At 54.2% G+C, this 25201-nt stretch carries 22 protein-coding genes; 15 read left to right on the top strand and 7 right to left on the bottom strand.

Translation table 11 applies throughout. From position 1 onward, the window contains the following. Window positions 1–573 precede the first annotated feature (573 nt). Complete coding sequence (rluB, locus tag E0E17_RS16705; RefSeq protein ID WP_130835121.1) at window positions 574–1440, top strand: 23S rRNA pseudouridine(2605) synthase RluB; 867 nt, start codon at window positions 574–576, stop codon at window positions 1438–1440. Window positions 1441–1479: 39 nt separating this feature from the next. On the opposite strand, the gene cobO is transcribed toward rluB, so the two are convergent. After that, window positions 1480–2070: a cob(I)yrinic acid a,c-diamide adenosyltransferase gene (gene cobO / locus E0E17_RS16700; protein ID WP_130835120.1), complete on the bottom strand. Its 591-nt coding sequence runs from the start codon at window positions 2068–2070 to the stop codon at window positions 1480–1482. Next, the gene (locus E0E17_RS16695) at window positions 2070–2831 is read right to left on the bottom strand and encodes a YciK family oxidoreductase (RefSeq protein ID WP_130835119.1); all 762 of its coding nucleotides are present in this window, start codon (window positions 2829–2831) and stop codon (window positions 2070–2072) included. The genes cobO and E0E17_RS16695 overlap by 1 nt, the downstream gene beginning before the upstream one ends. Before the next feature lie 177 nt (window positions 2832–3008). Between E0E17_RS16695 and sohB the strand changes: the two genes are divergently transcribed. The 6 genes from sohB to acnA all read left to right on the top strand — a co-directional run bounded on the left by sohB (window position 3009) and on the right by acnA (window position 12586). Next, window positions 3009–4055, top strand: coding sequence for a protease SohB (gene sohB / locus E0E17_RS16690; protein WP_130835118.1), 1047 nt, complete (start codon window positions 3009–3011; stop codon window positions 4053–4055). A 636-nt stretch (window positions 4056–4691) separates the two neighbouring features. Then, on the top strand, window positions 4692–7289 hold the full coding sequence (gene topA / locus E0E17_RS16685) for a type I DNA topoisomerase (protein ID WP_130835117.1): 2598 nt from the start codon (window positions 4692–4694) through the stop codon (window positions 7287–7289). 370 nt (window positions 7290–7659) lie between these two features. Further along, a complete protein-coding gene (gene cysB, locus E0E17_RS16680) occupies window positions 7660–8634 on the top strand; it encodes an HTH-type transcriptional regulator CysB (RefSeq protein ID WP_130835116.1) in 975 nt (324 codons plus the stop codon). 495 nt (window positions 8635–9129) lie between these two features. Beyond that, the gene (locus tag E0E17_RS16675) at window positions 9130–9288 is read left to right on the top strand and encodes a YmiA family putative membrane protein (protein WP_130835115.1); all 159 of its coding nucleotides are present in this window, start codon (window positions 9130–9132) and stop codon (window positions 9286–9288) included. Between the two features lie 3 nt (window positions 9289–9291). Then, window positions 9292–9471: a YciX family protein gene (locus tag E0E17_RS20690; protein ID WP_130835114.1), complete on the top strand. Its 180-nt coding sequence runs from the start codon at window positions 9292–9294 to the stop codon at window positions 9469–9471. Window positions 9472–9901: 430 nt separating this feature from the next. Then, complete coding sequence (gene acnA / locus E0E17_RS16665; RefSeq protein ID WP_130835113.1) at window positions 9902–12586, top strand: aconitate hydratase AcnA; 2685 nt, start codon at window positions 9902–9904, stop codon at window positions 12584–12586. 31 nt (window positions 12587–12617) lie between these two features. Here acnA and ribA read toward each other — a convergent pair whose 3' ends face one another. Beyond that, entirely contained in the window at window positions 12618–13211 is a 594-nt protein-coding gene (gene ribA / locus E0E17_RS16660; RefSeq protein WP_130835112.1) for a GTP cyclohydrolase II, read from the bottom strand. A gap of 230 nt (window positions 13212–13441) precedes the next feature. Here ribA and pgpB point away from each other — a divergent pair, with 230 nt between their 5' ends. The 5 genes from pgpB to yciH all read left to right on the top strand — a co-directional run bounded on the left by pgpB (window position 13442) and on the right by yciH (window position 17046). Next, entirely contained in the window at window positions 13442–14200 is a 759-nt protein-coding gene (gene pgpB / locus E0E17_RS16655) for a phosphatidylglycerophosphatase B (RefSeq protein ID WP_130835111.1), read from the top strand. A gap of 126 nt (window positions 14201–14326) precedes the next feature. Next, a complete protein-coding gene (locus E0E17_RS16650) occupies window positions 14327–14632 on the top strand; it encodes a LapA family protein (protein ID WP_130835110.1) in 306 nt (101 codons plus the stop codon). A gap of 5 nt (window positions 14633–14637) precedes the next feature. Further along, window positions 14638–15807: a lipopolysaccharide assembly protein LapB gene (gene lapB, locus E0E17_RS16645; RefSeq protein WP_130835109.1), complete on the top strand. Its 1170-nt coding sequence runs from the start codon at window positions 14638–14640 to the stop codon at window positions 15805–15807. A gap of 199 nt (window positions 15808–16006) precedes the next feature. Continuing rightward, window positions 16007–16723 carry an orotidine-5'-phosphate decarboxylase gene (gene pyrF / locus E0E17_RS16640; protein WP_207302062.1) on the top strand — a complete coding sequence of 239 codons (717 nt, stop codon included), beginning with the start codon at window positions 16007–16009 and terminating at the stop codon, window positions 16721–16723. Beyond that, window positions 16723–17046, top strand: a complete 324-nt coding sequence (yciH, locus tag E0E17_RS16635; protein WP_130835108.1) for a stress response translation initiation inhibitor YciH — start codon at window positions 16723–16725, stop codon at window positions 17044–17046. Before pyrF ends, yciH begins: the two co-directional genes overlap by 1 nt. Window positions 17047–17129: 83 nt before the next feature. On the opposite strand, the gene osmB is transcribed toward yciH, so the two are convergent. Next, the gene (gene osmB / locus E0E17_RS16630) at window positions 17130–17345 is read right to left on the bottom strand and encodes an osmotically-inducible lipoprotein OsmB (protein ID WP_130835107.1); all 216 of its coding nucleotides are present in this window, start codon (window positions 17343–17345) and stop codon (window positions 17130–17132) included. Window positions 17346–17708: 363 nt separating this feature from the next. Between osmB and araD the strand changes: the two genes are divergently transcribed. The 3 genes from araD to E0E17_RS16615 all read left to right on the top strand — a co-directional run bounded on the left by araD (window position 17709) and on the right by E0E17_RS16615 (window position 20625). Further along, window positions 17709–18407, top strand: a complete 699-nt coding sequence (gene araD / locus E0E17_RS16625; protein ID WP_130835106.1) for an L-ribulose-5-phosphate 4-epimerase — start codon at window positions 17709–17711, stop codon at window positions 18405–18407. 226 nt (window positions 18408–18633) lie between these two features. Then, window positions 18634–19617 (top strand): 2-keto-3-deoxygluconate transporter, encoded by a 984-nt coding sequence (gene kdgT, locus E0E17_RS16620; protein WP_130835105.1) that lies wholly within the window; start codon window positions 18634–18636, stop codon window positions 19615–19617. Window positions 19618–19758: 141 nt separating this feature from the next. After that, window positions 19759–20625, top strand: a complete 867-nt coding sequence (locus tag E0E17_RS16615; protein ID WP_130835104.1) for a crotonase/enoyl-CoA hydratase family protein — start codon at window positions 19759–19761, stop codon at window positions 20623–20625. Window positions 20626–20640: 15 nt separating this feature from the next. Here the strand turns inward: E0E17_RS16615 and pdeR are convergent, their stop codons facing one another. The 3 genes from pdeR to E0E17_RS16600 all read right to left on the bottom strand — a co-directional run bounded on the left by pdeR (window position 20641) and on the right by E0E17_RS16600 (window position 25130). Beyond that, complete coding sequence (gene pdeR / locus E0E17_RS16610) at window positions 20641–22626, bottom strand: cyclic di-GMP phosphodiesterase (RefSeq protein ID WP_130835103.1); 1986 nt, start codon at window positions 22624–22626, stop codon at window positions 20641–20643. Window positions 22627–22780: 154 nt separating this feature from the next. Then, the gene (locus E0E17_RS16605; RefSeq protein ID WP_130835102.1) at window positions 22781–23071 is read right to left on the bottom strand and encodes a YbdD/YjiX family protein; all 291 of its coding nucleotides are present in this window, start codon (window positions 23069–23071) and stop codon (window positions 22781–22783) included. Then, entirely contained in the window at window positions 23064–25130 is a 2067-nt protein-coding gene (locus E0E17_RS16600; protein WP_130835101.1) for a carbon starvation CstA family protein, read from the bottom strand. The genes E0E17_RS16605 and E0E17_RS16600 overlap by 8 nt, the downstream gene beginning before the upstream one ends. Window positions 25131–25201 lie beyond the last annotated feature (71 nt).

Genomic DNA, 25201 nt, shown 5'->3' with positions numbered 1-25201 from the left:
CCTAAGCAGGAGTGGCGCAGGCGTCCGTTATACGCCGCTTGTTTTTAGAATAAATTTTAAATTTAACCTTAAGGATCAAAGCCTTTATTTTAGGTATGCGCTAAAGCATGACTGAGTCATATTCAGGCGCGACCTTTGGCATGGAAAAGAATTCTACACAACTTTTATAACCAGACAATTAAGGGCAGGCGGCGGCGATTAAATAACACAAAAAATAGCGCCTTAATTCAATCCCGATGTGAAAAAACGGGGTAATTTATTTATACCGCTGTATCAGCCATGATCTAACGGAAATGTGCCAGATAAAATACTGATGTAGCGGGAAATGGCAGAGGATGTCCAGCTTTTTCGGCGCAGACTGGGTTAACGTGAACCTGCCTGGCCGATTTATCTCAGCGACAATCTCAGGAAAAGATGTCCAGAAGCGGAAGGAGTGGTGTAGAATAGCCGGTCAACTCGCATTTGCCGGTGCCACGCGCATCAGCCATGCCGATTATCTGGTCAGGGGCTGGTAATCCCTGACAACTCTGTTCATTACCACGACGCCTGTGAAGGCGACAGCGAGGCAGCTCAATGAGCGAAAAATTACAAAAAGTTTTAGCGCGCGCCGGTCACGGCTCGCGTCGCGAAATCGAAGCGATGATTTCTGCGGGTCGTGTCAGTGTGGATGGCAAACTCGCCACCCTGGGCGATCGTATCGAACCCAGCAAGTCCCTGAAAATCCGTATCGACGGTCATCTGGTATCAATTGCGGAATCCGCCACCGAAGTGTGCCGCGTGCTGGCCTATTACAAACCGGAAGGCGAACTCTGTACGCGTAACGATCCGGAAGGACGCCCCACGGTGTTTGATCGCCTGCCAAAACTGCGTGGTTCACGCTGGATTGCGGTAGGACGTCTGGACGTGAATACCTGCGGTCTGATGCTGTTCACCACCGATGGCGAACTGGCCAACCGTCTGATGCACCCGAGTCGGGAAGTTGAACGTGAATATGCGGTACGCGTATTTGGCGAAGTGGATAACGACAAAGTGCGTCAGCTCAGCCGTGGCGTGCAGCTGGAAGATGGTCCGGCGGCGTTCAAAACTATTAAGTTTGGCGGCGGCGAAGGCATCAACCAGTGGTATAATGTGACACTGACCGAAGGACGTAATCGTGAAGTGCGTCGTCTGTGGGAAGCGGTGGGCGTGCAGGTGAGCCGACTGATCCGTGTACGCTACGGGGATATCTCTCTGCCAAAAGGACTGCCGCGTGGCGGCTGGATGGAGCTGGATCTCGCTGCGGTGAACTATTTACGCACCCTGGTGGAGATGAAAGAAGAGACCGTGACCAAACTGGCGGTGGAAAAAGATCGTCGTCGTACCAAAGCGAACCAGATTCGTCGGGCCGTGAAACGTCACAGCCAGGTGAGCGGGGCGCGCCGCAGCAGTAAACGCAGCTAACGAGGCCGCGCAGCCGCCAGACGGCTGCGCAGTTTCCTGCTACCAGTCAATGCCCTGTTGTGCCTGAATGCCTGCATCAAACGCGTGCTTAACCGGACGCATCTCAGTGACCGTATCCGCCATCTCCATTAATTGCCGGTGACAGCCGCGGCCAGTCAGAATTACGTTTTGCTGCGCCGGGCGCTGGCTGAGTGCCGCCATCAGCCGCTCCAGCGGCAGGTAATCCATCGTGACCATATAGGTAATTTCATCCAGGATTACCAGATCGAGATCGGCATCGGCCAGCATGCGTTCGGCATGCTGCCACACCGCCAGACAGGCCTCGGTGTCACTCTGCCGGTTCTGGGTTTCCCAGGTAAAACCTGTCGCCATTACCTGAAACTCGACGCCGTGCTGCGCCAGCAGGTTACGCTCCCCGTTGGGCCATTCCCCTTTGATAAACTGAATCGCGCCGACTTTCTTGCCATGTCCCACCGCACGCAGAGCAGTGCCAAAGGCGGCGGTGGTTTTCCCTTTGCCGTTTCCGGTAAATACCATCATGATGCCGCGCTGTTGATCAGCGGCAGCGATGCGCGCATCCACCTGTTCTTTCAGCCGCTGCTGGCGCTGCTTATGGCGATCATCCTGCATTATTCAGCGGGCCCCGGTTTTCTGCCGGGCTGCGCATCAAAGCTGATGCCCGTCTTGCGTCGGCTGTCATCGCCCATCAGATAGAGATAAAGGGGCATCAGATCCGCTGGCGTTTTCAGCTTGCTGGCATCCTCTTCCGGGAAGGCGCTGGCGCGCATTTTGGTGCGTGTACCGCCCGGGTTAATGCAGTTCACCCGTAAATGGCGATTTTTATACTCATCGGCCAGCACCTGCATCATGCCTTCGGTAGCGAATTTCGACACCGCGTACGCTCCCCAGCCCGCACGTCCTTCGCGACCAACGCTGGAGGTGGTGAAAACCAGCGAGCCGGCAGCGGATTTGAGTAGCAGAGGCAGCAGGGCCTGGGTAAGGTAAAAGGTCGCATCAAGGTTGATCTGCATCACTTCGCCCCAGACCCGGGGATCCAGTTCCGCCAGCGGAACGATATCGCCCAGAATACCGGCGTTGTGCAGCACACCATCAAGACGGGGCACCTGGTCGCCAATCGCCTGCGCCAGCTGCTGACAGCTCTCCGGCGTGGCGCTGGAGAGATCCAGAGTAAAGCTGCGCGCCGGACGCGCGTTTAACTGACTGATGGCACGTTCGACCGCCTGCAGTTTTTCCAGGTTTCGTCCCAGCAGGATGACCTCGGCGCCATAACGGGCGTAGGTCAGCGCGGCTTCACGGCCAATGCCGTCGGAAGCACCGGTCACGAGGATGATGCGATTGGTAAGCAGATCGCTTTTTGGTTGATAGTGCACAGCGATATCCTTTAACAAAGGTCTGAGATACTTTGGGGCTTTATGCCTGATTTCTTCTTCAGGTGCAATCACCGGCAGGCGCATTCTGTGCCAGCTGCTGGCAATTCAGGCGACGAATGGCTGTGAAGCCGGTAAACTAACGGCTTGCTCTAATTCACTGTTTAATAAGGCGGCGGAATGGATTTACTGTTTCAGTATGGATTATTTCTGGCGAAGGCGGTAACACTGGTGGTGGCGATTGCCGCTATCGCGCTCATTATCGTTAACCTGAGTCAGCGTAAACGCAGTCAGAGCGGCCAGCTACGGCTGAGCCATCTGGGCGAAGAGTATCAGCATATGAAGGATGATCTTCTGCTGGCGAAGATGAAGCCGCACGAGCAAAAAGAGTGGCTTAAACGGCATAAAAAAGAGGAAAAAGAGCGGACGAAAGCGGAGAAACTGCAGGCAAAGCAGGGGATCATTCCTGCAGCCCGGCCCACGCTTTATGTGCTCGATTTTCGCGGCAGCGTGGATGCGGCAGAAGTCGCCTCGCTGCGCGAAGAGGTTTCGGCAGTGCTCGCCGTGGCTGTCCCTGGCGATGAGGTGCTGCTGCGTCTGGAGAGCCCGGGCGGCGTCGTACATGGCTACGGCCTGGCGGCCTCGCAGCTGCAGCGTCTGCGTGACCACGGGTTACGCCTGACGGCGGCCGTGGATAAAGTGGCCGCCAGTGGCGGCTATATGATGGCCTGTGTCGCGGACCGCATTGTGGCTGCGCCTTTCTCCATCATCGGCTCCATCGGCGTGGTCGCGCAGATCCCTAACTTCAACCGGCTGCTGAAGCGCAACGATATTGAGGTTGAGCTGCACACGGCAGGCGAGTACAAGCGTACCCTGACGATGTTTGGTGAGAACACGGAAGAAGGCCGGGAAAAATTCCGCGAAAATCTGAATGAAACCCATGTGCTGTTTAAAGATTTTGTCCATCAGATGCGGCCGGGGCTGAATATTGAGGAGGTCGCGACCGGGGAATACTGGTTCGGCCGCCAGGCGCTGGCGAAGGGGCTGATCGACGAGATTGGCACCAGCGATGAACTGATCATCAGCCAGATGGCAACATATAATGTGCTGGGCGTGCGTTATGCCCGACGCAAAAAAATGATCGATCGCTTTACCCACAGTATGGGGGCGGTAGCAGAACGGCTGGTATTGAAATTTTGGCAGCGCGGCGAGAAGCCGCTGCCGTAATGCAAACCCGGCTCTGGCCGGGTTTTTTTATCTCTGCACGTCAGCGGCGAATGCTGCAAACAGAGCGGGTAAACAGGGGCGCGTTTATCGTTTTCAGTAACGGCTTTTATTAAGGAAAAGCGAAGTTGTGAAACGTCCCTCAGGGTTTGTTTTTACATCATCTTATCTGAGGGAAAAGCGATAAAATAATTGGTATTATTTTTTCAGGCGCAGGGAATTTTCCAGTTAAATCTGGTGTGCAAATGGCTTCGTTTTAACTTTACAGTGCTCAACATTTTTTGACACCAGACGAAACCTTTCTATATTACATGCCAGTTGCTCCCTGTGCTGAATTGAACTTCTGACGATAAAAAGTGGCGAAAAATTAAACAGAGTGCTAATTAAGTTGCGTAACGTATTTTATCAGGTAGAGTGTGGGCGATTCAGAATTTGGGGAGATTACGCCAGGATGCGTGATAAAGTCAGATAGAAAACGCGATTGTAATCAAAAAGTTGCATAAGCTTATGCAATCTGGCCTGAGATTTACCCTGCTGCCTTGAAAAAGTAAAGTGGCGCAGCAATATTGAACCCGATGGGTTTTTGGGTATCTAATCCACTCCCGTTTATCAGGACGTTTTCATTAGGTAAAGGTTATTATGGGTAAAGCACTCGTTATCGTTGAGTCCCCGGCAAAAGCCAAAACAATCAATAAATACCTCGGCAATGACTACGTGGTGAAATCCAGCGTCGGTCATATCCGGGATTTGCCGACCAGTGGTTCAACCGCCAAAAAGAGTGCTGATGCGGCACCCGGAAAAGCGGGTAAAAAAGTTAAAAAAGATGAAAAAGCGGCGCTGGTCAGTCGTATGGGCGTTGATCCCTATCATGGCTGGCAGGCGAATTATCAGATTCTGCCGGGTAAAGAAAAGGTGGTCTCTGAACTGAAAGCGTTGGCCGCCAGCGCCGACCACATCTATCTCGCTACCGACCTTGACCGCGAAGGGGAAGCCATTGCCTGGCACCTGCGGGAAGTGATCGGCGGCGATGACAAACGCTTCAGCCGCGTGGTGTTTAACGAAATCACCAAAAATGCGATTCGTCAGGCGTTTGAACAGCCCGGCGAGCTGAACATTGACCGTGTTAATGCGCAGCAGGCACGACGCTTTATGGACCGCGTGGTGGGCTATATGGTTTCGCCCCTGCTGTGGAAGAAAATTGCCCGTGGCCTTTCTGCGGGCCGCGTTCAGTCGGTCGCTGTGCGACTGGTGGTGGAACGCGAACGTGAAATCAAAGCCTTCGTTCCGGAAGAGTACTGGGAACTGAATGCCGAGCTCACTACGCCGCAGGGAGACGCGCTGCCGATGCAGGTCACTCACCAGGGCGAGAAAGCGTTCCGTCCGGTGAATGGCGAACAAACGCAGGCGGCCGTGGCGCTGTTACAAAAAGCGCGTTTCGAGGTAGTGGATCGGGAAGATAAACCGACCAGCAGCAAGCCTGGCGCTCCCTTTATTACCTCTACGCTGCAGCAGGCGGCCAGTACCCGCCTGGGCTTTGGCGTAAAGAAAACCATGATGATGGCGCAGCGGTTATACGAAGCGGGGCATATCACCTATATGCGTACCGATTCCACAAACCTGAGCCAGGATGCCATCGCAATGGCGCGTGGCTATATAGATGAAAACTTTGGCGCCAGATATCTGCCGTCATCGGCGAACACCTACGCCAGCAAAGAGAACTCTCAGGAAGCGCACGAAGCGATCCGTCCTTCTGATGTGAATGTGCAGGCGGAAAAACTGAAAGATATGGAAGCGGACGCGCAGAAGCTCTATCAGCTGATCTGGCGTCAGTTTGTGGCCTGTCAGATGGTGCCGGCGCAATATGATTCCACCACGCTGACGGTCGCCGCCGCCGACTTCCGCCTGAAGGCAAAAGGCCGTACGCTGCGTTTTGATGGCTGGACCCGCGTAATGCCTGCGCTGCGCAAAAATGATGAAGATCGTACCTTGCCGCCGGTCAATGTGGGTGAACAGCTCGACCTGCAGCAACTGGTGCCGAGCCAGCACTTCACCAAACCACCGGCCCGTTTCAGCGAAGCTTCGCTGGTGCGTGAACTGGAAAAGCGTGGCATTGGCCGTCCGTCTACCTATGCGTCGATTATTTCTACCATTCAGGATCGTGGCTATGTGCGGGTTGAAAACCGCCGCTTCTATGCTGAGAAGATGGGGGAAATTGTCACCGATCGTCTGGAAGAAAATTTCCGCGATCTGATGAATTACGACTTTACCGCGCACATGGAAGACAGCCTCGACCAGGTAGCGAATAATCATGCGGAGTGGAAAGCGGTCCTGGATAACTTCTTTGCCGATTTCAGCCAGCAGCTGAGCCAGGCGGAAAAGGATCCGGAAGAGGGGGGCATGCAGCCCAACCAGATGGTGCTGACCTCCATTGATTGCCCGACCTGCGGGCGCAAAATGGGGATCCGTACTGCCAGCACCGGTGTGTTCCTTGGTTGTTCAGGCTATGCGCTGGCCCCGAAAGAGCGTTGTAAGCAGACCATCAACCTGATTCCGGAAAACGAAGTCCTGAACGTGCTGGAAGGGGATGATGCTGAAACTAACGCTCTGCGTGCCCGCCGTCGTTGCGGCAAATGCGGCACGGCGATGGACAGTTATCTGATCGATAACCAGCGTAAACTGCACGTCTGTGGTAACAACCCGGAATGCGAAGGTTACGAAATTGAGCAGGGCGAATTCCGCATCAAAGGTTATGACGGTCCGGTGGTGGAGTGTGAGAAATGCGGCTCAGAAATGCACCTGAAAATGGGACGTTTCGGCAAGTATATGGCCTGCACCAACGACGACTGTAAAAATACGCGTAAGATCCTGCGCAACGGTGAAGTCGCACCGCCGAAAGAAGATCCGGTGCCGTTACCGGAACTGCCGTGCGAGAAGTCGGATGCTTACTTTGTTCTGCGCGATGGCGCTGCCGGGGTGTTCCTGGCTGCCAACACCTTCCCGAAATCGCGTGAAACCCGCGCGCCGCTGGTGGAAGAGTTGCAACGCTTCAGCGATCGTTTGCCGGAAAAACTGAAGTATCTGGCAGAGGCGCCTGCCGTCGATCCGGAGGGCAATAAAACGCTGGTACGCTTCAGTCGTAAAACCCGTCAGCAATATGTCGCCTCGGAAAAAGAGGGTAAAGCGACAGGCTGGTCCGTCTTCTATATCGACGGCCGCTGGCAGGAAGTGAAAAAATAAGCTAACGCCTTATATTTTCCTTATCAGGCCAGCCTTCGGGCTGGCTTTTTTATTGCCAGCTTAAAACCACGTCCTGCGGGCGTGGTCATCAATAAGTTTTTGGCTCTGCCGTATCGTCTCTGGATTTGAATCTTACGGAACAGGCAGAAACTGCTTTTTAAGGTTTTTGGTACACCCCTATGGGGTACAATCAAAGCCGCCTTCTATGAAGGCGGATTTTTACTGCCTTATAACGAAATGTTCTACTCTCAGGAAGGTGATGATATAGTAGTTATAGCGTTACGCGCCTTCTTAACGCCTCATCTCATCTGTATCGCAGCTCCGTTACCCAGGGGCTTGCGGCACCATAGCCTTACCGGGACGGAACATTATGAAACTGCAGCAGTTGCGCTACATCGTCGAAGTGGTGAATCACAATCTTAATGTCTCTTCGACAGCAGAAGGCCTTTATACTTCGCAGCCAGGTATCAGCAAACAGGTGCGTATGCTGGAGGATGAACTGGGCGTACAAATTTTCGCCCGCAGCGGAAAGCATCTGACGCAGGTCACGCCTGCTGGCGAAGAGATTATCCGTATTGCACGTGAAGTATTGTCGAAGGTCGATGCGATAAAGTCAGTGGCTGGCGAACATACCTGGCCTGATAAAGGTTCACTCTACGTTGCGACGACGCACACCCAGGCGCGCTATGCCTTGCCGGGCGTGATCAAAGGGTTTATTGAACGCTATCCGCGCGTTTCTCTGCACATGCATCAGGGATCTCCCACGCAGATTGCGGAAGCGGTCTCCAAAGGTAATGCGGACTTCGCTATCGCAACAGAGGCGTTACATCTCTATGACGACCTGATCATGCTGCCTTGCTATCACTGGAACCGCGCGATCGTGGTGACGCCTGACCATCCACTGGCCGGAAAAGGGCAGGTCACTATTGATGAACTGGCAGAATATCCGATCGTCACCTACACCTTTGGCTTTACCGGTCGTTCTGAACTGGATACTGCCTTTAACCGGGCAGGATTAACGCCGCGCATTGTTTTCACCGCGACCGATGCCGATGTCATTAAAACCTATGTACGGCTGGGGTTAGGGGTCGGGGTTATCGCCAGTATGGCGGTCGATCCGGTATCCGATCCCGATTTGGTGCGTATTGAAGCTTCGGAAATTTTTACCAACAGCACTACCAAGATTGGCTTTCGCCGTAGTACCTTTCTGCGCAGCTATATGTATGATTTTATTCAGCGCTTCGCTGCGCATCTTACGCGCGATGTGGTCGATACGGCGGTGGCGTTACGCTCAAATGAGGATATTGAAGCGATGTTTAAGGATATTAAGCTTCCGTTTAAATGATTGCTTAACTAACAGTTTCCCGCCGGGCCGCCTTTGCGGCCCTTTTTATTGGGCTTTCTTTAGAGCCAACATTAGATTAAAAGTTGCCTTTCTTTTCTTATAAATGAAACATGGCTCACATGTTTCTCTATTGTTATTAGTTAAATGAGAAACAGTACACATTTTTTCGTTTCCCGCTTTGCAGCCTGCCAGGATTATTCCCATACTCTGATTAAGACATACCACAAAGGCCGCTAATATGGGGTGTTAAGAAGGAGGCTTTAATTATCACTGGATCTAAATTTAACTTAAGCCAAATTTAAGTAGCATTATTTTGGGTGGTTGAAAAGTATCTGGCAGTAATATTTTTTGATGCTTTGCGCCACGTTTGATAAATAGCCTTAATCGTTGAGCTCAATAAAAATAACTGGATTTTTGGTCTTAATGTGTTTAGGATTCGTCCTAAATCTTAATCGATGTTATCAATCGTTTTATTGAGAGTGATTATCATAAACTATGGCTACGAGAATAACTGTACAACCTGATTTCCGGGCGAAAAGTGCTAAGGCGAAACGTACGGGTAACCTCCGTCGCAAGGCCTGGTTAACCATCTTTGCTGCTTCGGCACTTTTTTGGGTAGTAGTCGCATTCATGATTTGGCGTATGTGGGGTTAAGCCATGTGGGCAAATACTCTCAGTCGTAAACATCCGTTATCTGCTCGTCAGCTCAGTACACGTTCGTGTAAGAGCAATGAGTCCAGAGGAAAAGATGAAAAAGTGATGATTCCCGATTCCTGGGAGCTGAATGAAAACCAGCGTCACTTCATTGAATCTTTTCTGGACGCTAAACAAAAATAACGCAGATAATCTGTTTTATTTGATCACGATCTCTTTCTGACGCTCATTAGCCCGTCATCCTGGCAGGCCGATAAAAAGCGCTTCTAAACACTCAGCATAAAAATGGTGTACTCAACCCTGGGTTGGGCACGGTCTGTGGTTTTTATCAGCCGTCATGCGGCAGGAGTGTAACTTATGAATATCATAAAAATATCCTGGTTCAGTGCATACGCTTTCTCATTCACCTTTTGGGCTGCCGCTGCCTTAATCCTTCTCTGAGCCTGCCCCTCCTCGGTTAACACAAAATGCCTCGCCTGTTGCGGGGCATTTTGTATTCAATCGCATGTGTTCATTCGTGTTGTAATAAAAACGTTAATAAGATTGTGGTCTATCTTTAACATAAACCTTTTTCCCGCTGAGGTTAGCCAGATTACGATAAAAAGGAGGAGCTATGTCGTCTACCCTACGCGAGCAGAGTCAGGACACACTGGAGGTGAAGACACAAAAATACCACTTCTACAGTTTGCCTCGCGCTGCTCAACAGCTCGGAAATATTGATCGTTTACCTAAATCCATGAAAGTTCTGCTGGAAAATCTGTTGCGCTGGCAGGATGGCGATTCCGTCACCACCGAAGATATTCAGGCGCTGGTTGACTGGCAGCAACAGGGTCATGCTGATCGTGAAATTGCTTATCGTCCGGCACGCGTTCTGATGCAGGACTTTACCGGCGTACCGGCAGTGGTGGATCTTGCTGCCATGCGTGAAGCCGTAAAACGCCTGGGCGGTAATGTTGAGAAAGTGAACCCCTTGTCGCCGGTCGATCTGGTGATTGACCACTCGGTTACCGTTGACCGCTTCGGTGACGACGACGCGTTTGAAGAGAATGTCCGTCTGGAGATGGATCGTAACCACGAGCGCTACGTGTTCCTGCGCTGGGGACAAAAAGCCTTTAATAAATTCCGCGTGGTGCCGCCCGGCACTGGCATCTGCCATCAGGTGAACCTTGAATACCTGGGTAAATCGGTCTGGTACGACAGCCAGTCGGACGGCAGCATTGTCGCTTATCCCGATACGCTGGTCGGTACCGACTCGCATACCACGATGATTAATGCGCTGGGCGTGCTGGGTTGGGGGGTTGGTGGTATCGAGGCCGAGGCGGCCATGCTGGGCCAGCCGGTCTCAATGCTGATCCCCGATGTCGTAGGCTTTAAGCTGACGGGTAAATTACGTCCCGGTATCACGGCAACCGACCTGGTACTGACCGTCACGCAAATGCTGCGTAAACATGGCGTGGTCGGGAAATTTGTTGAGTTTTACGGTGACGGCCTGGCGGATCTGCCGCTGGCGGATCGCGCGACCATTGCCAACATGGCGCCTGAGTATGGCGCGACCTGTGGTTTCTTCCCGGTAGATGAAGTGACCATCGCTTATATGACATTGACCGGACGCGATGCCGGGCAGGTGGAACTGGTGGAGGCCTATGCCAAAGCGCAGGGGCTATGGCGTAACCCGGGCGAGGAGCCGATTTTCACCAGTACGCTGGCGCTGGATATGGCTGAGGTGGAATCGAGCCTGGCGGGACCAAAACGTCCGCAGGATCGCGTTTCCCTGGCTGACGTGCCCGCGGCTTTTGATGCCAGTAATGAGCTGGAAGTGAATCAAGCGCAAAAAGCTCATAAAACGGTGAGCTATATCGACAGCGATACCGGACTGACCCATGAACTGGAAGATGGGGCAGTGGTGATTTCGGCAATTACCTCCTGTACCAATACCTCGAACCCGAGCGTGCTGATGGCCGCTGGCTTGCTGGCGAAAAAAGCGGTCAACCTTGGCCTGAAGCGCAAGCCCTGGGTGAAAGCCTCTCTGGCGCCTGGCTCGAAAGTGGTATCCGATTACCTTGCCGTGGCGCGCCTGACGCCTTATCTGGATAAGCTGGGCTTTAACCTGGTGGGCTATGGCTGTACTACCTGTATCGGTAACTCCGGCCCGTTACCGGATAATATCGAAAGTGCGATTAAAGAGGGCGATCTCACTGTCGGCGCGGTGCTTTCCGGCAACCGCAACTTTGAAGGGCGTATTCATCCGCTGGTCAAAACTAACTGGCTGGCGTCGCCGCCGCTGGTGGTCGCCTATGCACTGGCAGGAAATATGAAGATCAATCTGCAAACGGATCCGATCGGTAAGGATCCAACAGGTAAGCCGGTCTGGCTGAAGGATATCTGGCCAACGCCAGAAGAGATCGCCGATGCAGTGCAAATGGTGACCAGCGACATGTTCCACAAAGAGTATTCTGAAGTCTTTGACGGTACGCCGGAATGGCAGGCGATTAAGGTCAGCGAGGCCGCTACCTACGACTGGGACGAAGGATCCACCTATATTCGTCTCTCGCCGTTCTTTGATGATATGGAAAAAGAGCCGAAGCCGGTGCAGGACATCCGCGGCGCGCGCATTCTGGCGATGCTGGGCGACTCGGTCACCACGGACCATATTTCTCCGGCAGGCAGTATCAAAGCGGAAAGCCCGGCCGGACGCTATCTGCTGGCGCACGGGGTAGAGCGCAACGACTTTAACTCGTACGGTTCGCGCCGTGGTAACCATGAGGTGATGATGCGAGGCACCTTCGCCAATATCCGTATCCGCAATGAAATGGTACCGGGAGTAGAGGGAGGATATACCCGACATTATCCCAGCGGCGAACAACTGGCCATCTATGATGCGGCGATGAAATATCAGGAAGAGGGCGTCCCGCTGGCGGTTATCGCCGGTAAAGAATATGGCTCAGGCTCCAGCCGTGACTGGGCGGCGAAAGGCCCGCGTTTGCAGGGGGTTCGTGTGGTGATTGCGGAATCCTTTGAACGTATTCACCGTTCAAACCTGATCGGGATGGGCATACTGCCGCTGGAATTCCCGCAAGGCGTCACGCGTAAAACGCTGGGGCTGACAGGGGAAGAGCGCATCGATGTGGAGAACCTGACCGATCTGACGCCGGGTTGCCGCGTGAAAGTAACGCTGACCCGGCCGGGTGGGGAATCGGAAACGCTGGAAACCCGTTGTCGCATCGATACCGGTAATGAACTGACCTATTACCGTAACGATGGCATCTTACATTATGTAATACGCAATATGCTCACCTGAAAGCAAAGCCGGGGAAACCCGGCTTTATTTTTTATTCTCTCGGTAACAGATGCCCCATTTTGGCGGCTTTAGTATCCAGATAGTGCGCATTTTTTGGATTACGCCCCACAATCAGCGGCACACGCTCAACAATATTGATCCCGGCCTCGCTGAGGATCTCCACTTTGCGCGGATTATTGGTCAACAGGCGTACCTCGTTGATCCCCAGCAGTTTGAACATATCGGCACACAGGGTAAAGTCGCGCTCGTCAGCGGCAAAGCCCAGCTGATGGTTAGCCTCTACCGTATCGTAACCTTTGTCCTGTAAGGCATAAGCGCGGATCTTGTTCAGCAGACCAATATTGCGCCCTTCCTGCCGATGGTACAGTAACACCCCACGTCCTTCTTCAGCGATAGCCGTCAGCGCGGCCTCCAGTTGAAAACCGCAGTCACAGCGCAGGCTGAACAGCGCATCGCCAGTCAGACACTCCGAGTGAACGCGCGCCAGTACCGGCAGATTATCGGTGATATCCCCGTAAACCAGCGCAACATGATCGTGACCCGTTGCCAGTTCTTCAAAACCTACCATGAGGAAATCTCCCCATGGCGTTGGCAGTTTGGCTTCTGCCACCCGTTTAAGCTGCATGTGACTCTCCAGAACCTTCAGAGGATGCGCTATCATCATGGTAGCGCACAGGCCAGCGTGGCCTGACAAATCAGACATTATTGTGCCATAACCGGCAACAGGGCTGTTAATCTGTCAGAGCGATTGCAGTGATAAAGCACAATTATCCAGACTGCAAGAGTTATGTTATTATTTTTCAAGCTAAAGTTATGCCAGGCAGCAGACAGGCGCAGCAGTAAAAGGGGAAAAGGATGTTTAAAATCGCTCAATGTACCACCTTCGGCGCACTATTACTGCTTATCACGCCAACCGCTTTCTGGCTCTCTGGCTGGCAATGGCAGCCAGACGACAGCCCGGGCCCGGTGCTGAAATTCTTTTTTATCATGACGGAAACCGTAACCCGCCCCTGGGGCATTATCACCAGCGTGCTGCTGAGTGGCTGGGTGTTATGGTGCCTGCGCTTTCGTCTCAAGCCCGCGATCCTGTTGCTGATTATCATGAACGGCGCAATTCTGACCGGGCAGTACACCAAATCCTGGATTAAAGAGCAGGTGCAGGAGTCGCGCCCCTATGTGCTCTGGCTGGAACAACATCATGGCATCAATCAACAGGCTTTTTATCAGCTCGAGCGCCAGCAACGTAGTGAGCAGGTTGCCATGCTGCTGGCGGGCGATACGCAATTGCCCGACTGGCTGAAACAGCACTGGGCCTTTGAAACCGGCTACGCGTTTCCCTCCGGTCATACATTGTTTGCGGCCAGCTGGGCGTTACTGGCGATTGGCTTACTCTGGTCGCGTCGGCATGTTAAAACTGTCGTCATCCTGTTTATCTGGGCCGCGCTGGTGATGGAGAGTCGTCTGCTGCTGGGCATGCACTGGCCGCAGGATTTAGCGGTGGCGACCCTGATCGCCTGGTTGCTGGTAACCGTAGCTATCTCGCTGGCGCAGCGTTTCTGTGGCCCGCTCACGGTGCCGCCTGCCGAACATCAGGAGATACGGGAACGGCAATGATGATTGTAAAGCGCTCATTGATCCCCATATTGTAGACATTACCGGTATAACATTGCTGTCAGGGAGCAGTATCCTGGCCCCGTTTTTGGCATAATTCATCTGGATAACCTCACAACAGGATGCACTGTGAAATATTTGCTGATTTTTTTAGTGGTTTTGGTCATCTTCATCATCTCTGTCACCCTGGGTGCACATAACGATCAGATCATTACCTTCAATTATCTGCTGGCGCAGGGCGAATTCCGTATCTCTACGCTGCTGGCAGCGCTCTTTGGTGCTGGCTTTCTGCTCGGCTGGGCGATTTGCGGTCTGTTCTGGCTGCGGGTTCGCGTGTCGCTGGCCCATGCACAGCGCAAAGTAAAGCGCCTGCAGGCGCAGATTGAGCAGGGCAATACCGTCTCGTCTGCAAACGTGCCTGCCAGCAGGGAATAATCTGGATGCTTGAATTGCTGTTTCTGTTACTGCCTGTTGCGGCGGTTTACGGCTGGTATATGGGCCGTCGCAGCGCGCAACAAGGTAAGCAACAGGAAGCGAACCGCCTTTCCCGCGAATATGTGGCCGGAGTGAACTTTCTCCTCTCTAACCAGCAGGACAAAGCGGTCGATCTTTTTCTCGATATGTTGAAAGAGGACAGCGGCACGGTGGAAGCGCACCTGACGCTGGGTAACCTGTTCCGTTCGCGTGGAGAAGTGGACCGCGCTATCCGCATTCATCAGGCGTTAATGGAAAGCGCCTCGCTGAACTATGAGCAGCGCTTACTGGCGGTGCAGCAGCTGGGGCGCGACTATATGGCTGCGGGCCTGTACGACCGCGCCGAAGATATGTTTAACCAGCTGACGGACGAAACAGACTTCCGTATCGGCGCGCTGCAACAGCTGCTGCTGATCCATCAGGCCACCAGCGACTGGCAACAGGCTATCGAAGTAGCGGAGCGGCTGGTGAAGCTGGGTCAGGATAAGCAAAAGGGTGAAATTGCCCATTTTTATTGTGAGCTGGCGCTGCAGGCGATCAGCAGCGACGACCTTGACCGTGCGATGGGGCTGCTGAAAAAAGGCGAGGCGGCCGATCGGCAAAGCGCGCGTATCTCGATCATGATGGGACGGATCCTGATGGAGCAGGGTGACAATGCCAGAGCGGTTGATCGCCTGCAGCGTGTGCTGGAACAGGACAAAGAGCTGGTGAGCGAAACGCTGCCGATGCTGCAAACCTGCTATCAGCGACTTAATCAGGCGGACGCCTGGACCCACTTTCTGCAGCGCTGTGTGGAAGAAAACACCGGTGCTGCGGCCGAACTCTATCTGGCCGATATTATTGAGCAACAGGAGGGTGCAGAGGCGGCGCAAAATTACATTAACCGTCAGCTGCAGCGTCATCCTACCATGCGCGTTTTCCATCGCCTGATGGATTTCCACCTGCACGAAGCAGAGGATGGTCGGGCGAAAGAGAGCCTGATGGTGCTGCGCGATATGGTAGGCGAGCAGATTCGTACCAAACCGCGTTACCGCTGTCAGAAATGTGGCTTTACGGCCCATGCGCTGTACTGGCATTGTCCCTCCTGTCGCGCCTGGTCATCAGTGAAACCGATTCGTGGACTGGATGGCCAGTAGTGGCCATCTGCCCGGTCTGCTGACAGAGGTGTTTATAGTTACAACATACCCATAAGAAATTAACCTGCCAACCTGCACCAGAGTGCACTGAAAAGTCTGGCAGAAGATGAAGAAGTGGCAGCTATCCCTGACGGCAGGTAGAATGCTTGCCGTTTGTCAATCGCGCCTGCACCGGGTGCGCACTGCCGAGGAATTGTTAATGTCTTCTCACGCCCTGACCCCTTCTCCCGTTCTGGTGGCGCTGGATTACGCCGATCTGAACCGCGCGCTGGCTTTTGTTGATCGTATCGACCCGCAAAGCTGCCGGTTGAAAGTGGGTAAAGAAATGTTCACGCTGTTTGGTCCGTCGTTGGTTAAAACGCTGCAGGCGCGCGGTTTTGACATTTTCCTTGATCTCAAATTTCATGATATTCCCAATACCACTGCCCATGCGGTAGCCGCAGCGGCAGAACTCGGCGTCTGGATGGTAAATGTCCACGCCAGCGGCGGGGCGCGCATGATGGAAGCGGCGCGCGAAGCGCTGGTGCCCTATGGCAAAGATGCGCCATTGCTGATAGCGGTAACAGTGCTGACCAGCATGGATGCCGATGACCTGAAGGATCTCGGTATTACGATCACGCCCGCTGAGCAGGCGGAACGCCTGGCGCGCCTGGCGCAGCGTTGTGGCCTCGATGGCGTGGTCTGCTCGGCACAGGAAGCAGCCCGCTTTAAACAGCAGCTGGGCGACGCCTTTGCGCTGGTTACGCCGGGTATTCGTCCGGCAGGCAGCGAGGCGGGTGATCAGCGTCGCATTATGACGCCACAGCAGGCAAAACAGGCGGGCGTCGACTATATGGTAATTGGCCGGCCGATTACTCAGTCCGCCGATCCGGCAGCAACGCTGCACAACATTCTTGCCAGCTTACAGGAGGCCTGATGGCGCAGGACAATCCTCTCGTCTACTCAACTGAGAGCGGCCGTATTGAACAGCCGCAGGCAAAAGCCGAACGCCCGAAAGGTGACGGTATCGTACGTATTCAGCGTCAGACCAGCGGGCGCAAAGGCAAAGGAGTATGTCTGATCAGTGGTATTGATCTGGATGACGTTGCCCTGGACAAGCTGGCTGCTGAGTTGAAGAAAAAGTGCGGATGTGGCGGCGCGGTGAAAGAGGGCGTGATTGAAATTCAGGGCGACAAGCGCGATCTGCTGAAAAGTTTGCTGGAAGCGAAAGGGATGAAAGTCAAACTCGCGGGCGGTTAACAAAAGAGCGGGCCACTCTGTGGCCCGATGACAGGTAGATGCGCTGCGTAAAGCCGAAAATTATTCTTATTGCTGATCGGTCATTAATGAACCTGATGACCAATAATGCCGCCTACCGCTGCACCGCCAACCGTTCCTAACGCGCTGCCGTTGGTCAGTACAGAGCCGCCGATAGCGCCTGCGCCAGCACCGATAGCGGTGTTACGGTCACGTTTGGACCAGTTAGAACAGCCGCTCAGGGCGACTACCAGCGTGGTAGCCAGTACTGTTGCAGTGATACGTTTCATCGTTGTTGTCATAAACTTCTCCTTAGTTATTCGCAGAGGCAACACCTTCAGTATAGGTGGTTTGCTCTGATTTTCTTCACCCGCTGAGTCGGCGTCACTTCTCTTCCGTGACGTACGCAGTAAGCGGGGCATCCTGGGCGCTTCAGTTCCGGGCGGGTGAACAGCCATCGTGCGCGGCCTGCTAAACAGATCCGCTGATTGCCTGAGACAAGTTTAAACTTTACGCTGCGGTTACAAAGGTAGAAAACTCTTAATTCGCGCCACATATTTTCACACACAGCCATATTCTGCTGCTTTTCCAGCCAATCCCTCCATAACGATTTTCACTGCCGGTCCGCAAAATCACCTGATAACTTCGATCAGGAGAATATGTTTATGCTGGAAGATCTTAAACAGCAGGTACTGGAAGCGAATCTCGATTTACCGCGTTATCAGTTGGTCACTTTTACCTGGGGTAACGTCAGTGCGGTAGACCGTGAGCGCGGGTTGCTGGTCATCAAACCTTCCGGGCTTGCTTACGATAAGATGCAACGCGACGATATGGTGGTGGTTGAACTGGAAAGCGGCAACATTATCGAAGGGAACAGAAGACCTTCATCAGATACGGCAACCCACCGCGCTCTCTATCTCGCCTGGCCGCAAATCGGCGGAATTGTCCATACCCATTCCCGCCATGCCACCATCTGGGCACAGGCGGGTCGCGCGCTTCCCGCCTGGGGCACTACCCATGCCGATGATTTCTATGGCGAGATTCCCTGCACACGCGCCATGCGCGATGAGGAGATCCACCACAACTATGAGTGGAATACCGGTCAGGTGATTATTGAAACCTTCACCACACGAGAGCTCTCACCGGAAAGTATTCCTGCTGCGCTGGTCAATTCTCACGGCCCCTTTGCCTGGGGTAGCGATGCGCAGGCGGCAGTGCACAGCGCGGTGGTGCTGGAAGAGGTGGCTTATATGGCGCTTTATACGCAGCAGTTGCGGGCTGATTTGCCGCCGATACAGCAGAGCCTGCTGGATCTGCACTATCAGCGTAAACATGGCAAAAACGCCTGGTACGGACAGCGTTAATTCTTTCTGCGCCGCGGCTTACCACAAAGGGCGCCCCTGGGCACCCTTTGTCACTGGTATGGCGACGCAGGCCAAAGTAATGAAACAATGTATATATAAAAATAAAACAGCATTTCAAGTTTAAGCTGAGATCACTTTTTTCTTTGCGTACTCTCGCTATTTTGCTGGTCTTGCCTGCGGGCATCCCTAACGCAATCTCCTCTGGATCAGCAAAGGTGACACCATTATGCATATCAAGCGTGCGATAGATAAACTTCCCGGCGGCATGATGCTGGTACCATTATTCATCGGTGCTCTGTGCCATACCTTTTCTCCCGATGCGGGGAAATATTTTGGCTCCTTTACCAATGGTCTGATTAGCGGCACGGTGCCAATTCTGGCGGTCTGGTTCTTCTGTATGGGCGCGTCGATTAAGCTCAGCGCAACCGGCGTGGTACTGCGTAAATCGGGGACGCTGGTCATCACCAAAATTGCCGTGGCCTGGGTAGTTGCCGCCATCGCAGCACGGGTAATGCCAGAGAATGGCATCGAAGTGGGCATGTTCGCCGGTCTCTCTACCATGGCGCTGGTTGCCGCCATGGACATGACCAACGGCGGATTATATGCCTCGATCATGCAGCAGTACGGCAGCCGTGAAGAGGCGGGGGCCTTTGTGCTGATGTCGCTGGAGTCGGGGCCGTTAATGACCATGGTGATCCTCGGCACTGCCGGCATCGCCTCCTTTGAGCCACATCTTTTCATCGGGGCAGTATTACCCTTCCTGGTGGGCTTTACCCTGGGGAATCTCGATCCGGAACTGCGCGAATTTTTCGCTAAAGCGGTGCATACCCTGATTCCGTTTTTCGCCTTCGCGCTGGGTAACACCATTGATCTGTCGGTAATCGCGCAAACCGGTATGCCGGGAATTTTGCTGGGCCTGGCGGTGATCGTGATCACCGGTATTCCGCTGATAATTGCCGATCGACTGATCGGCGGCGGAGATGGTACGGCGGGCATTGCCGCATCCAGTACCGCCGGGGCGGCGGTGGCTACGCCGGTCCTGATTGCCGAAATGATCCCGCAGTTTAAGCCGATGGCGCCGGCGGCGACTGCGCTGGTGGCCACTTCGGTGATTGTGACGTCGGTGCTGGTGCCGATTATTACCGCCCTCTATTCCCGACGCGTAAAGCGCGCTCATCTGTCTGTCGGCCAGCGCGCGGCTATCAAGTAAGCCTGCTAATTAATTCCCGGCAACCCCGTCGGGAATATCTCTGTAATTTACTTTAGAAATCAAACTCTCATTTGGTATGGCCTCACTCTGGATTACGCTGATGTGGCGTAGAACGCATCAAATAAACAGAGGATAGAGACTATGTCAGTAATTAATCAGCCAACCTGCAGACTGTTCACCGAAGCGGGAAAAACCAGCCAGCTTGTCGCTTATTATGAAGAAGGACGCAAAACCATGTGGATGATGCTGCAGGCGCAACCACGCCCCAGTTTCAACCATGAGTTGATCGAAGAGATCATGAACCTGAGCTATGCCGCACAGCGTTCTGGTTTGCCGATCGATTTCTGGGTTACCGGTTCGCTGGTGCCGCAGATGTTTAATGCCGGCGGTGATCTGCGCTTTTTTGTCGAGTGCATTCGCAACGGGCGTCGCGAAGCCTTGCGCGCTTATGCCCGCGCCTGCGTGGACTGCATCCATTCGGCGGCAAAGGGGTTCGATACCGGGGCGGTGACGCTGGCGATGATTGAAGGCAGCGCGCTGGGCGGTGGTTTTGAGGCCGCGCTGGCGCATCACTTCATCCTGGCGCAAAACAATGCGCGCATGGGCTTTCCGGAAATCGCCTTTAACCTGTTTCCCGGCATGGGCGGCTACTCACTGGTGGCGCGCCGGGCCGGCATGAAACTGGCGGAGGAGCTGATTTGCGAAGGGGAGTCGCACAGCGCCGAATGGTACGAAGCGCGCGGACTGGTGGATAAAGTGTTCCAGCCAGGGGAGAGTTATCGCGCCACGCGCACATTCATTGATACCTTACGTCCTAAACTGAACGGCATACGGGCGATGTTAAAAGCCCGTCAGCGGGTACTGCAACTCTCCCGCGCCGAGCTGATGGACATCACCGAGGACTGGGTCGATTACGCCTTTACGCTGGAGCCGAAAGACATTGCTTATATGGAACGCCTGGTACAGTTACAAAACCGACACAGCGCTACGTTGCGTAAAGTCGGCTAATTCTGACCAGCGAGATTAAACGCGGGCAGGATGCTTAGTCAGCCAATGCCCGAACTGTTCGGCGGGCATTGGCTTCGCGTAGTAATAGCCCTGACGGCCATCCACACCGCTGTTAAGCACAAACTCCTCCTCAGACTCGGTTTCAATGCCTTCGGCGATCACCTGCAGATCGAGGGCCCTGGCGACCGCCACAATCGCCCGTACCAGTGACTGCGAAACGGGTTGCTCATTCACGTTACGGATAAAGCTCTGATCCAGCTTGATGGCATTGATCGGTACGCGCGCCAGCTGCGACAACGACGAATAGCCGGTGCCGAAGTCATCCAGATGCACCTGAGCGCCCAGATCCTGAAACTGTTTCATCAACATCAGCGCCTGGGATTCGTTCTCAATCAGACAGCTTTCCGTAAGTTCTATATCGATCGGGCAGCACACCAGATCGCTCTCCGCCATCGCCTGTTTCAGATCGCTGTAAATGCTTTGATCGATCAGCTGACGCGGCGAGACGTTTACTGCCACGCGCAGATCGATGCCTTCGTGTCGCCACTGCAAAATTTGCTGCAGAACATTGAGCATCACCCAGCGGCCAAGGGGGACGATCAGCCCTGACTCTTCGGCATAGGAGATAAAGTCGCCCGGCGGCACCAGACCGCGCTCCGGTGAATGCCAGCGTACCAGCGCCTCGGCACTGCGCACCTTGCCATCACGATCGACTTTTGGCTGGTAGTATACGATCAGTTGATCCTGCTCCAGCGCCTTGCGCAGGTTAGTATCCAGCCACAGATACTCAAAGACGCGCTGATTCATTTCGCTGGCGAATACGCAAAAACGGCCGCGGCCATTCTCTTTGGCGTGGTACATCGCGGTATCGGCATTGCGGATCAGGCTTTCGCGATCGGTCCCGTGGGCCGGGGCGAGAGCCACGCCGATGGAGCAGCCGCTGTAAACTTCAATCAGACCAATGCGGAACGGCTGGCGCAGACGCTCCAGAATGCGTGCGGCCATCGCTTCCAGCGCTGCCTGACTGGTCTGCTCGGCCAGCACCACAAATTCATCGCCGCCCAGACGGGCGAGGGTCTGGTTTTTCTCAAGGCAGCTGAGGATCGCCAGCGACACTGCCTGCAACAGCTGGTCGCCAAACATATGGCCGTAGGCGTCATTGACCTTCTTAAAGTTGTCCAGATCGAGATAAACCACCCCGGTTTCCTGCAGGCCTGCTTTCTCCAGGGCCAGGCTGATTTGCTGATGAATGGCGTTGCGATTAGGCAAACCGGTGACGGTATCGGTGTTAGCCAGTACCCGCAAACGCTCCTGCGCCCGTCGCTCTTCAGTAATATCGGTTCCGGAACAGATTAAGAAAATTTCATTTTTCCCGCTGCCGCTGTGGACAAACTTATTACGAAACAGAAACAGACGTTGACCTTTTTTGGTTTTAATCCAGCGTTCCACTTCGTAGGAGTTACCGTCGCGGAAAAAGCCGGCAATGTTGCGCCGTGACGCACTCGCTTCTTTGCGCGTCATAAACAGCTGAAACACATTACGGCCAATCACTTCCTGCTCTTTCAGGCCGGTATACTCTTCACTCAGCCGATTGAAGCGCTGGATATTGCCGCGCTGATCGAGAATAACAATCACCGAATTGGCTTCTGATACCACCTGTTCGGCAAAAGAGAGTCCGAGCGTCAGGTCGCGCGCTACCGAGGAGGTATCGCCCCAGGCGGAGGCGGTGCCAGCCCAGCTCGACTGATTGACCTTGCGGCCGACAAAGTGCATCGCTACCGGCTCGCCGTGCAGCGAAAGAGTCAGGTTGATGCTGGACGTAATCACGGTCATGGCACGCAGCAGACTGGCCTGTGGAGGTGTCAGCGGCACGGCAAGATTAATATGTGCGTTCTCATTTTCTGCCAGATGCAGAGCATCACTGTCCGCGGTAAGACGCCAGTAAGGGCTGGTGGTACCAAACAAGGTATACAACATCGATTGCCCTTGTTCATCGGTCATGAAAACTTCCTCCGGAGAAATGCTCTGCAGGGGTTATGTTATTATTTAGCAACAGTATTCATCAAACCAGCTTCAGTACAAGCAGCCTGTTGAATTTATTTTTTCTTTCCGCGAAAAATGATGAAAAAAGCCCCGCTGTGCAGGGCTTCGGATCTCAGCACGGACATTTTCCCAGCTTGCCCGCTTTACCGGGAAAGCGCGCTTCAAGGCAGTAGCGGTGAAAGGCGCGTTCATCCATCGGCGTCTGGTCTGGATGATGGGTACGCATATGCTGCAGGTAATTTTGATAATCCTGCACGCCAACCATCAGGCGAAACGATCGTTGCAATCCACGCCACAGCGCCCGCCAGGAAAACTGCGGAGCAGGCGCAGCAAACAGCGGGCGGCAGCTGCGGATGGCACCGAGGCTGTCAGGTAGCACGGCGCGACGAATGGCATCAGACATGGCGCACCTCTTCCCGTAAAGAAACTTCGGCTTCGTGGATAGTGGGGACATTGCTCTTCAGCGCCCGGCGGATAACAAAAAAGGCGGCGATAAGCATCGTTACCGCGACCAGCATAAAGAACCCGCACAAAATCGCGTTGATCTGATTGCTGAGGATAATGGTCTGCATATCCGCCATGCTTTTGGCCGGGGCAATAATCACGCCTTGTTCCACGCCCTTGCTGAACTTATTCGCCTGTGCCAGAAAGCCGATGGCGGGTTTTTCATGAAAGATCTTCTGCCAGCCCGCTGTCATCGAGGTGACAAACAGCCAGAGGGTCGGCAACACCGTAACCCAGGCGTAGCGCTGTTTTTTCATTTTAAACAGCACCACGGTGCCCAGGATCAGCGCCATGGACGCCAGCATCTGGTTACCGATACCAAACAGCGGCCACAGGGTATTGATGCCGCCCAGCGGATCCACGACGCCCTGATAGACGAAAAAGCCCCAGCCGGCGACGGCGACGGTGGTACCCGCCATATTGCCGATCCAGGAGCGGTTGTTCGCCAGCGCAGGCACCACGGTGCCAACCAAATCCTGCACCATAAAGCGACAGGCGCGGGTACCGGCATCCACTGCGGTCAGAATGAACAGCGCTTCAAACAGAATGGCAAAGTGATACCAGAATGCCATCATCGCGCGGCTGTTAAACACATCGGTAATAATGTGCGCCATGCCCACGGCAAACGTGGGCGCGCCCCCGGCGCGGGAAAGCACCGAACTTTCTCCCACGTCGCGCGCAATGGTGCTCAACATTTCCGGCGTGACCACAAAGCCCCAGCCGTTAATGACCTGCGCGGCGTTTTCCACCGTAGAGCCAATCACGGCGGCCGGGGCGTTCATGGCAAAGTAAACGCCGGGATCGATCACCGAGGCGCAAATCAGCGCCATGATCGCCACAAAGGACTCCATCAGCATCGCGCCGTAGCCGATAAAGCGGGTATGGCTTTCACGCTCCACCAGTTTAGGCGTCGTGCCGCTGGACACCAGGGCATGAAAGCCCGAGATAGCGCCACAGGCGATAGTGATAAACAGGAAGGGGAAGAGCGCACCGGAGAACACCGGACCGCTGCCGTCAATAAAGCGCGTCACGGCGGGCATTTTCAGATCCGGCATGGCAAACACAATGCCAATGGCGAGGCCGATAATCACGCCGATTTTCAGGAAGGTGGAAAGATAATCACGCGGGGCCAGCAGCAACCAGACCGGCAGCACCGAGGCCACAAAGCCATAAATCACCAGCACCCAGGTAAGGGTGGTGCCTTTCAGGGTAAAGAAAGGGCCCCAGTAGGGATGCTGCGCAATATCGCCGCCGTAGATAATCGCCGCCATCATCAGTACGAAACCGATAATGGATACCTCGGCGATTTTTCCGGGTCGCAGAAAACGCATGTAAATGCCCATGAATAACGCAATAGGCAGCGTCGCCGCGATAGTGAACAGGCCCCAGGGACTGTCAGCCAGCGCTTTCACGACCACCAGCGCCAGCGCCGAGAGAATAATAATCATCACCCCCAGCGCGCCCAGCATGGTAATAACCCCGGCAAAGGGCCCGAGTTCCTGGCGGGCCATCTCACCGAGAGAGCGTCCGTCACGCCGGGTAGAGATAAACAGCACCAGAAAATCCTGTACCGCACCGGCGAACATCACACCGACCAGAATCCAGATGGTGCCGGGCAGAAAGCCCATCTGCGCCGCCAGAATCGGCCCGACCAGCGGCCCGGCGCCGGCAATCGCAGCAAAGTGGTGACCAAACAACACCCACTTATTGGTGGGCACGTAGTCGAGTCCGTCATTATAACGTTCTGCTGGCGTACGCCGCCGATCGTCCAGTTCGAATATCTTGCGGGAAATAAACAGGCTGTAGAAACGGTAGGCGATGCTGTAACAGGCAACCGCGGCGATCACCAGCCACACAGCATTCACCTGTTCGCCCCGACTGATTGCCAGCATGGCAAACGCAAAGGCACCGAGTAACGCCACAGCTAACCAGATAATGCCGGTTTTGACGTTGTTCATTACTGACTCCTTGTTGGATCGAGAGGGAAGCGATCAAAAACAAGTTAAAAGTAATGTAATTGTTTGTCAGG

This window comes from [Erwinia] mediterraneensis, assembly GCF_900604315.1.
GTDB lineage: Bacteria > Pseudomonadota > Gammaproteobacteria > Enterobacterales > Enterobacteriaceae > Pantoea > Pantoea mediterraneensis_A.
Note: the sequence above shows the minus strand (reverse complement) of the source record. Positions and strands in the feature narration are given on the sequence as shown.

Excerpts from the sequence above, each read along its gene's own strand:
- araD (WP_130835106.1), top strand. The coding sequence starts at position 17,709 with ATGCTGGAAGATCTTAAACAGCAGGTACTGGAAGCGAATCTCGATTTA.
- osmB (WP_130835107.1), bottom strand. The coding sequence starts at position 17,345 with ATGACAACAACGATGAAACGTATCACTGCAACAGTACTGGCTACCACG.
- acnA (WP_130835113.1), top strand. The coding sequence starts at position 9,902 with ATGTCGTCTACCCTACGCGAGCAGAGTCAGGACACACTGGAGGTGAAG.
- cysB (WP_130835116.1), top strand. The coding sequence starts at position 7,660 with ATGAAACTGCAGCAGTTGCGCTACATCGTCGAAGTGGTGAATCACAAT.
- E0E17_RS16675 (WP_130835115.1), top strand. The coding sequence starts at position 9,130 with ATGGCTACGAGAATAACTGTACAACCTGATTTCCGGGCGAAAAGTGCT.
- topA (WP_130835117.1), top strand. The coding sequence starts at position 4,692 with ATGGGTAAAGCACTCGTTATCGTTGAGTCCCCGGCAAAAGCCAAAACA.
- E0E17_RS16600 (WP_130835101.1), bottom strand. The coding sequence starts at position 25,130 with ATGAACAACGTCAAAACCGGCATTATCTGGTTAGCTGTGGCGTTACTC.
- E0E17_RS16615 (WP_130835104.1), top strand. The coding sequence starts at position 19,759 with ATGTCAGTAATTAATCAGCCAACCTGCAGACTGTTCACCGAAGCGGGA.
- yciH (WP_130835108.1), top strand. The coding sequence starts at position 16,723 with ATGGCGCAGGACAATCCTCTCGTCTACTCAACTGAGAGCGGCCGTATT.
- pyrF (WP_207302062.1), top strand. The coding sequence starts at position 16,007 with ATGTCTTCTCACGCCCTGACCCCTTCTCCCGTTCTGGTGGCGCTGGAT.
- sohB (WP_130835118.1), top strand. The coding sequence starts at position 3,009 with ATGGATTTACTGTTTCAGTATGGATTATTTCTGGCGAAGGCGGTAACA.
- E0E17_RS20690 (WP_130835114.1), top strand. The coding sequence starts at position 9,292 with ATGTGGGCAAATACTCTCAGTCGTAAACATCCGTTATCTGCTCGTCAG.
- kdgT (WP_130835105.1), top strand. The coding sequence starts at position 18,634 with ATGCATATCAAGCGTGCGATAGATAAACTTCCCGGCGGCATGATGCTG.
- rluB (WP_130835121.1), top strand. The coding sequence starts at position 574 with ATGAGCGAAAAATTACAAAAAGTTTTAGCGCGCGCCGGTCACGGCTCG.
- lapB (WP_130835109.1), top strand. The coding sequence starts at position 14,638 with ATGCTTGAATTGCTGTTTCTGTTACTGCCTGTTGCGGCGGTTTACGGC.
- cobO (WP_130835120.1), bottom strand. The coding sequence starts at position 2,070 with ATGCAGGATGATCGCCATAAGCAGCGCCAGCAGCGGCTGAAAGAACAG.
- ribA (WP_130835112.1), bottom strand. The coding sequence starts at position 13,211 with ATGCAGCTTAAACGGGTGGCAGAAGCCAAACTGCCAACGCCATGGGGA.
- pgpB (WP_130835111.1), top strand. The coding sequence starts at position 13,442 with ATGTTTAAAATCGCTCAATGTACCACCTTCGGCGCACTATTACTGCTT.
- E0E17_RS16605 (WP_130835102.1), bottom strand. The coding sequence starts at position 23,071 with ATGTCTGATGCCATTCGTCGCGCCGTGCTACCTGACAGCCTCGGTGCC.
- pdeR (WP_130835103.1), bottom strand. The coding sequence starts at position 22,626 with ATGACCGATGAACAAGGGCAATCGATGTTGTATACCTTGTTTGGTACC.